At 51.9% G+C, this 8,915-nt stretch carries 7 protein-coding genes and 1 tRNA gene; 7 read left to right on the top strand and 1 reads right to left on the bottom strand.

The window, feature by feature from the left end; translation table 11 throughout:
* The first annotated feature begins 67 nt into the window (after positions 1–67).
* The 6 genes from I2E13_RS09750 to I2E13_RS09725 all read left to right on the top strand — a co-directional run bounded on the left by I2E13_RS09750 (position 68) and on the right by I2E13_RS09725 (position 6,847).
* A complete protein-coding gene (locus tag I2E13_RS09750) occupies positions 68–1,036 on the top strand; it encodes a hypothetical protein (RefSeq protein ID WP_195404964.1) in 969 nt (322 codons plus the stop codon).
* Positions 1,037–1,558: 522 nt separating this feature from the next.
* The gene (locus I2E13_RS09745) at positions 1,559–3,964 is read left to right on the top strand and encodes a PHP domain-containing protein (protein ID WP_195404963.1); all 2,406 of its coding nucleotides are present in this window, start codon (positions 1,559–1,561) and stop codon (positions 3,962–3,964) included.
* The gene (locus tag I2E13_RS09740) at positions 3,945–4,265 is read left to right on the top strand and encodes a hypothetical protein (RefSeq protein ID WP_195404962.1); all 321 of its coding nucleotides are present in this window, start codon (positions 3,945–3,947) and stop codon (positions 4,263–4,265) included. Before I2E13_RS09745 ends, I2E13_RS09740 begins: the two co-directional genes overlap by 20 nt.
* 379 nt (positions 4,266–4,644) lie before the next feature.
* A complete protein-coding gene (tenpIN, locus tag I2E13_RS09735; protein ID WP_195404961.1) occupies positions 4,645–5,070 on the top strand; it encodes a type III toxin-antitoxin system TenpIN family toxin in 426 nt (141 codons plus the stop codon).
* Between the two features lie 638 nt (positions 5,071–5,708).
* Entirely contained in the window at positions 5,709–6,092 is a 384-nt protein-coding gene (locus I2E13_RS09730) for a hypothetical protein (protein ID WP_195404960.1), read from the top strand.
* 230 nt (positions 6,093–6,322) lie between these two features.
* Entirely contained in the window at positions 6,323–6,847 is a 525-nt protein-coding gene (locus I2E13_RS09725; RefSeq protein WP_195404959.1) for a hypothetical protein, read from the top strand.
* A gap of 224 nt (positions 6,848–7,071) precedes the next feature.
* On the opposite strand, the gene I2E13_RS09720 is transcribed toward I2E13_RS09725, so the two are convergent.
* Positions 7,072–7,146, bottom strand: a tRNA-Val gene (locus I2E13_RS09720).
* 398 nt (positions 7,147–7,544) lie between these two features.
* Here I2E13_RS09720 and I2E13_RS09715 point away from each other — a divergent pair.
* On the top strand, positions 7,545–8,702 hold the full coding sequence (locus I2E13_RS09715) for a hypothetical protein (RefSeq protein ID WP_195404958.1): 1,158 nt from the start codon (positions 7,545–7,547) through the stop codon (positions 8,700–8,702).
* The last annotated feature ends 213 nt before the right edge of the window (positions 8,703–8,915 follow it).

The following is an 8,915-nucleotide window of genomic DNA, read 5'->3' as shown; positions in this document are numbered from 1 at the left end:
GCTAGAAATCATATGACGGGGCGCGGGCCGTGTTCCGCTATGCGGTTGTCAATTTGCGAAAGAAATTATGCGTCACCAGCCGGGCGTGTCGGGCCCCGGCTGGGTCTGGACCGATGCCGACCACCTGGAGCTTAATGGCTACGCGGGCGAGGCCATCGGCGCCGAGGGCGACCTGGTGCTGACGCTTGCCGGGCAGAACTCCGTGACGGAGTCGCATGCGCCCGATGCGGACATCACGCTGTGCGGCATGGAGGTGTGGGGCAACCTGACGCTTCGCGGCACCGGGACCCTGACGGCGACGGGCTCGCAGTGCGGGATCCACGTGTCGCAGGCGCTCGTGGTTGACGGCTGCACCGTCGATGCGCGGGCAGACGGGGCCGATATTACAAACGAGGCGGTCGCCGGCGTGATTGCCGGCGACATGGCCGTGCGCGGCGGCGGGCGCGTCGTTGCCGCGGGCGCCGGGTCCGGAGCGGGCGTGCGGGCTTATGGCGTGTTTCTGCAGGACGCGGGCCTTAGCGCTGGTGTGGACGGCTGCCGGCTTTCCGTCGACGCCTCGTGGCTTGATGCGGCCGGTGCCGACGGCGGCGTTGCGTGCACGGACGGGTCGCTTGTGTCCGCTCGGTTTGTGACGCCTGCCGGTGGGGCCTTTGGTGCTAGCGGCGTGGTAGATGCCGGCGGTTCGGCGGCACCGCATGTGGTGGTTGAGCCCGATGTGACCACGCCGCCGGCGGGGGAGACCGACAGGGGCGAGGTACCGGGCGATGGCGCGGACAAGCCTTCCGCCGATGCTAGCCCCGCTGCCGGAGAGCCCACCACGGGGCCCACGGCAAATCCCTCGCTGAAACCCGCGGCCGCGACAACCAAGACAACAACGACAGCGACCACGACTACGGTCGCCAAAGCTTCCAAGCCCAAGGCTGCCACCGCAACAACTGCGGCGCTCCCCAAGACCGGCGACTGCAACTGGATAGCCTCTTCTGTGGCGCTTTTCCTGCTGGGAACAGTGCTCTTGGCTGCCGCATATCGCTGCTGAGACTGCGCGACGCACCTAGCTGCAATACAAGAACTCTGTTGAAGCTTTAAGGGCAACATTCCCGGATAGGGAGCGTTGCCCTTTTCGCGCATGCAACATCTGACGTGCTAACCATGTGCGTTTTCGCACTGGGAATGGAGCCGAGTACCTTTCTTCAAAATATGATCGCCCCTAAAAACTCTGTTCCGAACTACGCTTAGCTTACGTTTATTGGCTGTGAGATTTAGATACGCATGGAACATGCATGGGCGACATGCGCATTTGATTGGAAGCATTTTTTTGGGGGGGGGTGTCGGGCGAAGTTGACAATCAAGGGAGGAAGCCGCTGACATCGAGGTTGTCAGCAATGAAGTTAGGCGCCAATTAGTATCTAACCCGCATCGAGGGATGGGATTAACATAGGGACGAAGGAGTTTTGCTTGAGAGAATCATAAACCGGCCCATCGCACAAGACGGGCAATGGGCCATCTGATATCAACGTTGGGCGATATGCAATTCGCCTTGACAGCATAGGAGGTGCAATTGGAACGCATAGTAACTAAGCCAACCAGAATCGATCTGCATATCCATTCTGCTGCAAGTGTCGTCACAAAGGACAAAGGCAAGAAGGAACTTTCCGATTGCGACAAAGACCATGTTAACGTGCTGCTTCGCGGTTTGGAGGCTCATGGCATCAACATGTGCGCAATCACTGACCACGATTGCTTTGACAAAGACCTTTACTTCGCTTTGAAGGAGAGGGAGGGGGATGGCTGCCTAAACAAAGTGCTTCCTGGTATTGAGTTCAGCGTATCGATTCGCGCCGATGGCAAGAAGCCGACCGTCGTCCATATCGTTGCCATCTTCGATGACCGGCACCCCGATCTGATTGGCGGCATCGCCGAGGTCGTCTGTGATGAGAACGGGAAACCGCGCTACGACGATCTCAATAATGGCGCTTTCACCGAAGACGGTTTCACCAAGGTCTTGAGGGACATCGGCCTCAACGCCGTCCTCATCGGACACGAGAAATCGGCCGGTCAGGAAGCGAAGCGGGACGTGAGCAGTCTCGGCGCGAATTGCGCCAGCGAAGTGATTTTGACCGAGTTTGTCGACGCGGTCGAAATTCGCAACAAGCGGCGAGAACTCGACATCAAGAGACTCATCGAGACCTATCCCAAAGATGCCGTTCCGTTTGTTGTCGGGAGCGATTGTCATGATTGGGCGACCTATCCAGGGAAAGAAGGCGGTGAGATTTCGTTCTCCAGCCTGAAATGCCTGCCGACTTTCGAAGGTCTGCTCATGGCAATCACCGACCCCTCGAGAATCAAGGTCGGCGACTGCTCGTTCTTCAGCGCCAGCTCCTCGAAGCTCGACTCGCTTGAACTCTCAATTGACGGCAAGTGCTTTGACATACCGCTTTCGCCCGGAATCAACGCGATTATCGGCGACAACTCCATAGGCAAGTCGATGATGATTCACCGCATAACCGGTTGCCGGCATGTAGGCGATTCCAAGTTGGTCGACGGATACGAGGCCTATTGCGCGAAAGAGGGCATAAGCGTCGATACTCTTCTCCCAGATGCGGCTGAGTTCAAGTTTGACGACCAAGACAGCGTTCGTAAAACCCTCGAAGAGCTGCATTCGGGGCAGGGGCAAGACGATTATTTCGGTAAGTATTTTCAATCCCACGTTGATGTCAGCTCAATTAAAGAGTCGCTCAAGCGCTTCTTTGACGAGTGCGTTGTCGCCCTAGAGTCGAAAGCGCGCTTCAACGATGCACGCCGTCGACTTGATAAGCATGAGGTGGTTTTGCGGGACCTGCCAAAGTCTGAGAAGCTTACCATCTCCCGATTTTCGAAGACGATCTCTTTTAAGGACATCGATGATCTCTGCTCTAAATTGCTCTCCTGCAGGAGCGATCTTGCCAACGCAATAATAGATTACTCGAAACTTTTCAAAGAGATGGGGCTTGAAGCCGCCGAGGCCCATGCCGATGCAATGGAGGCGATGGATAGGCTTCTCAAACTTCTCGAGAAGCAAAGGCTGGTCTACAAACGCAATGACGCGAAAACCCAAGCAGTCAAGGACGCTGCGAGCGAGGAACGCAGAGTTCTTTCGAAGAGGAAGACTGACGAGCAGAAAACTATCGATGATTATTCGTCGACTCTTGACGATGTCTCTGGGAAAATTGCCGACGCAGTGTTGCTTGCCGCAAAACGACGCGACAGGAAGCTCGAGTATGCCGTTCCTGTTGACATTAGGGTTCCCAATCCTATGGGGAAATTCATATTTGTCTCCGAGCTCACTTCTGGTAGTACCGACATAAGCTACTGCAATAAGGTCTTTAGGGAGGTGTTTAACAAGCCTAAGCTATCGCTTCTGCTGGATGGCATTCAGTCCGAGACCGAGCTGACTACGGAGGAAATTGTTGCAGCCGTAACAGGTGAAAAACCCTCCATGACGACGTGCTACGATCAGATTCGCAACAAGCTTCATGCGGTGGTTGACCGCGTAACCGAGAGAAGGAAAATCACCAACAAGTCCATAGGCATCGACGCCGAACCGTCGCCTGGCCTGTACGGGACCCTGTACTTCGACCTTTTGGCGGAGGAGGACGCTAAACCAGGGATCTATATTATCGACCAGCCGGAGGATCAAATCTCGCAAGTAGCGATTAAGGAGCACGTCCTTGGCGCCTTTAAGAGGATGAGCGCCAACCGGCAGGTGCTGATGATTACGCACAACCCGCTCTTTGTCGTAAACCTCGATGTCGATAACGTCATCGTTCTCGCACGCGACAAAAATGGAATAATTGACGTGAAGAGTGGGGCTTTGGAATACGAATGCGACGACTACAAGGTGCTCGACCTTGTGGCCAAGACCGTTGAAGGAGGCGCTGACGTTGTCAGGAAACGACTCAAACGCTATGGCTCAGAAGGCATATAAGGTCGGGCTGAAGGATGGGAAGATCGCGATCGAGGGTGTTGACGGCTTTTCCATTGATGTCGAAGACCCGAAGCTGAACGTAGGGAAGTTGTACTCGGCCCTTTTCGCTGGAATCGACGAACCTACGACGATTTCCCTCGAGCCCACGACTGAACTTAAACAGGATCGCAAAGCCTTCTCTTTCTTTGAAAGCTTGAAGAAGATCGTGGACGGCGCTTGCGAAAAGATGAATCCGGGTCTGGCTGATATCGCCAAGAAGGCCGAAGGGCTCGACGCCGACGACGAGGCAAAACTGAGTTGATGCCGAGCTGCTTGTTAGCGAAAGCTAAGGTCAATGGGGGCTTGTATGGATACTTCTGTTTGTGATAAGTACGATTGGGCGCGAATACAAGTTAATTGTCTAGGTGAATCTGGATTTCTAGATATGTACGGTCAAGATTGAGCGGCCTAATTCAGGCCTAATTTAATCCTTCATATTTCGAAATCCCAATCATTTCCTCCGTTGCTTGGGTATACTTAAATCAGAAATTGGTCGTAGGGCGCGACCAACGGAATCAAAAGAAAGCCCACTGAGAAGATTTTGGTCGTAGGGCGCGACCAACGGAATCAAAAGAAAGCCCACTGAGAAGATGCCTTCAATCTCTTTGGGTTGGAGGCATTTTCTTTTTCGGAGGGTCTGCATGAATTCTAAAATCGTCTTTTTGACAAACTCGTTTTACCAAGATCATCCAAACCCGCCGTTCAAAGAGATGGAACAAAAGCAAAATCGTCCTTACATTGTCTTTTTGGTCAAAATCGAAGGTCATACGTGGGCCATACCTTTTCGCTCGCATATTCGCCATGGGCACGCATTCTTTACCGATGCCGAAAACAAATGCGGGATTGATTATTCGAAAGCCGTTGTTGTAGACAGGCCAGAATATATAGATCAACAGGTGCGTCCACACTTGCGCCAGAACGAATATGAAGCTCTCCGTGGAAATGAATTCGCAGTTCAAAAGGGATTTGAAAAATATATCAAGCTTTACAAGCGGGCTGTTCGATCGGGACATCCGCGTTATCAATCGCTTATCAAGTATTCTACGTTGCAGAATTATGATTTGTAGCCTAGTTGGAGCATAGTGGATTCAGACTCCGCCGTATGCTTAAATCACATTCACACAATAACTTGAGGAGGGGACGCTATGTGAAGGCCACAAAGCGTCCCTTCCTTTCTCTGATTGACAGCCGGGGTCCGGCTCGCAGTGTATCGAGCTCCGACTGGGCCTGGACCGATGCCGACCACTTGGAGCTTAACGGCTACGATGCCCAAGACAAACACAACGACCAAGACTACGGTGACCAAGACCTCCAGGCCCAAGACCGCAACCGCAACCACTGCGACACTCCCCAAGACCGGCGACAACAACTGGATCGTCGCGCCCTTAACGCTCTTCATTCTAGGAACAGCGCTCCTGGCTACCGCATATCGCTGCTAAGGTCCCGTTAAAGCTAGACCAAGGGAGAGGTGAAGCAGCTATTGCAGAAGTCTTTAGCCTTCCACTAAATCAATTTCTTAGAGATTGGTGCCGCATCAGCCATCGCTGCGACGGCACTATTTTGTTCAGCTCGACTGCCTCTCGATCTGTTACCGATGGTGAGCCTTACACCCCATCTGGCAGAGCGATTAGATAATTGCAATTCAAATACTGCCGTTTATAAAGCATCATTTGGACCCAATTGCCTATTTCACTTGAGTCATACCATGAGGAAGTACTATCAAATCAAAACCGTCGCATCGGCCCCTCCAAGAAGGCAAATTCAGGCAGGAAAGGTCATTTGCGTTAGCGGGCTAATAATTACCCTTGGCAGCCCATTTATAGCTTGGCTGCTCAGCGTTGGAGTAAATCGCATGCCGTCTTTCCCCATGATATTTTTCGGCTTATTCTTGTTTTTGGATGGTCTCCTAATTATCTTGATCGCTTCGAAGCAGCAAGAAGCACTTCTTAAACTACGCCAATCGCTCCTAGAAGATGATCCTCAAATCGTCGCAAGCGCCGAAGAGTTTATGGCTCAGCGAAAGGCCCTGACACAGCAAGGCGAAATTACTGGCATCTTCATTGTTCATAATGTAACCAAAGATCTGTAATACGTAGGCCAAAGCGAAAAAGCGATTGACCGGGCGGCCATACAGTTTCTCGGTAGGGGCAATTGCGATGTGTTTGCCGACTATAAATACGGCGACTCATTCAACGTGCGCATAGTCCCGCTGTCGGGAAGCGGCTATGAAAATCTCAATGAGCTCAAACGTGCAGCGATACAAGCACTCGAGACTGCTGATGAGGGGCTTTATTAAGGGCGAATGTTAGGATAAATGAAATGGCAAGCTCAAATAACACAGGCAACAACGAGGAATTAACGCCGTCCGTCGAAGAAACGCTTCTTAACGAATCCGGCTCGATTGCCAGAGTCAAATCGTTCTCATGGATCTGGTTTATCAATAAGGAACGAATCCACGACATAGATCCCGTCCAATGCGGCAAATGGATGTTCTTCTTCTCTCCATTCAAAACCGCCCTCATGGACGACATTGTCGGAACCGCAGTTCTTGATGGCGTCGTCGTAGAGGCCAAATACTCGAATCCCGAAACGCTCATCGCGACGGGCTCGAAACAAGGTGTCTGTTGCTTTTACCTAAACGGCAACGATAGAGAAGGCCATAAGAGGGTACTGAGCTACATGCTGGATAACGGGCTGGTCAGGAAGACAAAGAGCGGCAAGCTGTATAACACTTCGTTCAAGTTCGACTCTAAGACCTATGCGGGAAAGTACAAGGGGAGCGGCTTCTCCGGAAAGATTAAGCTCGCGGACTTCGTTGACCTAAAGACTGGGGAGTTTATTTAGGACAGCGGGCGGAGTGATGAACTGGACGCTATGAGAACTCGGTATCCTCGGCATTGGTACTCGCAAAAACCTTACACTGCAGCATCGAAGACCTCGTCTGGCAACCTTGCATATACTCTTGCCAAGAATAGCGATTCTGATAGCACAAATTTATTTTTAGAATCACTCTTAGTTTCAAAAATAAAAAAGGTCAAAGGCTCTAAACCTCTGACCTGATCTTTAGATGGTGGGCGATACAAGATTCGAACTTGTGACCCCATCCGTGTGAAGGATATGCTCTACCCCTGAGCCAATCGCCCGTCGCCTTTCGGCAAAAGAGATACTAACATAGCTGCGCCCGGTTTTCCAAGAACTTTTTGCCTTCGATTTTAAATTCGCGGCCAATCCTTGGCCATCTGTTGACGTCGTCAAGTTTTCAATGCATATCCACCTTGCCGACGTCATCGAACGTTTTCCCCAAAATGATTACGTTCATTCGTTGAATTATTCACTCAATTAGCGAGCAATTATGGAGGCAGGGGCCCTCAAGCCTTGAGCAAGCACCTGCGGTTTTACTGCACACTTCAACTATTTAGCAAAACCCGTCAAGCTTTTGGTCAGTATTTGGTCAGCTTCCGGTACTTACCCGCATGATCCGCACCTAGATAATCGGACTCGCAAGCCGCATGGCTCACGCCCGACACTAGGGGAGACCAACATGGACGAGATCGTTTGTGCAAACACCGCGTTCCGCTACTGGCGCTGCCCGCCCCAGGTGCGCGACCTCTACCCGCGATTGCCAAGCCCGGAAGACGGCTGGCGAGCTCTAGCCCATTCACCCTTCGTAACCGATGTTCTTAAGACTCCCATCATCGCCGTTGCCTCACCAGGTTGTTGCAATCACCACTCGGGCCTACGCTCCACTATTCGCTGGGAAGGGGAATCGGATGTTGGCACCACGATCGATACTCATGTAGGTTTTAGCGTCACCAATCCACTTAACACGTTATTTACCATGACACGCTTTGTGTCCCAAATAGATCTCGTACTCGCTATGTACGAACTTTGCGGCTGGTTTTCTGTTTTCGATCCGACCCCTGCTGCCGAAATACAGTTAAAAATGGCGGCAAAAGAGATTCACCAGAGCAGTACGCAAGATCTATTCGAACTTGATGAAGGCGAAGACGAGGCACCTTGGAAACGGGTTTATGCCCGTGTAACCGTAAAGGCCTCGGAAAACGAAGGGCAAACGGACCGGCATGAGGATAGTAGAAAGGTTACGAAGCTTAAAGGAACCTCTCTCTGGATGAGAAAGCCACTCATCGAATTAAGCGGCTTGCATCAATTCGCCGACAAGGTCAAAAGTCAAATGTGGGGAAAGCAGTTCTATGATGCCGCTCAGCAGGTTATCGGCATTGCCGCGTCTCCGCTCGAGGTTGCAGGAATCTTGCTTCTAAACCGTCCGCGGCGTCTTGGCGGCGCGGGCTTCACGAACGTTTATGCCAACGACTTGACCCCACTTTCCATTTCGGCGCAAAGCATTGCAGGTCAAAAGGTCTGCTACGGCGATATCGTGATCGTAAATCCGATTCTTATGAAAGGTGCAATTATCGAAATCCAAGGTGAAGTCATTCATGGCTCGGGTGCAATACTTGACCACGATGCGGAGCGCATGACTGCGTTGCAGAGCATGGGATTCGATGTATTCTTGGTGACTCACGATATGCTCAACGATTCAAAGCAGCTAGATACCATAGTCAGAAGCGTCTGCGACCGTTTAGGGATTCGCTATAAAGCCAAAACTGAAGCAATGAAGTCCGCCGAGACGCGACTGCGAGCAAATGTTTTGTGCAACTGGTTAGAAATCGGAAATTAGCTGCGACAAGGCATTTAAACGACCATATTTGCATGTTAGTAAACCGGTGCCATTTCAAAACCATGCCGGATTACGGAGCTCAGCCCAGACCGGCCGTCCATGCCCTTCATTTAACTAAATGCACAAGCCTTCTACCTGCTGTTTTGTTTCCACTAATTCCGACATGCTCGGTGGTCCCCGGTCAGCCCCGTAATCCGGCATGGTATTGAAATG

It is taken from the genome of Collinsella aerofaciens (genome assembly GCF_015554145.1).
GTDB classification, from domain to species: domain Bacteria; phylum Actinomycetota; class Coriobacteriia; order Coriobacteriales; family Coriobacteriaceae; genus Collinsella; species Collinsella aerofaciens_AA.
Note: the sequence above shows the minus strand (reverse complement) of the source record. Positions and strands in the feature narration are given on the sequence as shown.

Excerpts from the sequence above, each read along its gene's own strand:
- I2E13_RS09725 (WP_195404959.1), top strand. The coding sequence starts at position 6,323 with ATGGCAAGCTCAAATAACACAGGCAACAACGAGGAATTAACGCCGTCC.
- I2E13_RS09740 (WP_195404962.1), top strand. The coding sequence starts at position 3,945 with ATGGCTCAGAAGGCATATAAGGTCGGGCTGAAGGATGGGAAGATCGCG.
- I2E13_RS09730 (WP_195404960.1), top strand. The coding sequence starts at position 5,709 with ATGAGGAAGTACTATCAAATCAAAACCGTCGCATCGGCCCCTCCAAGA.
- I2E13_RS09750 (WP_195404964.1), top strand. The coding sequence starts at position 68 with ATGCGTCACCAGCCGGGCGTGTCGGGCCCCGGCTGGGTCTGGACCGAT.
- I2E13_RS09715 (WP_195404958.1), top strand. The coding sequence starts at position 7,545 with ATGGACGAGATCGTTTGTGCAAACACCGCGTTCCGCTACTGGCGCTGC.
- tenpIN (WP_195404961.1), top strand. The coding sequence starts at position 4,645 with ATGAATTCTAAAATCGTCTTTTTGACAAACTCGTTTTACCAAGATCAT.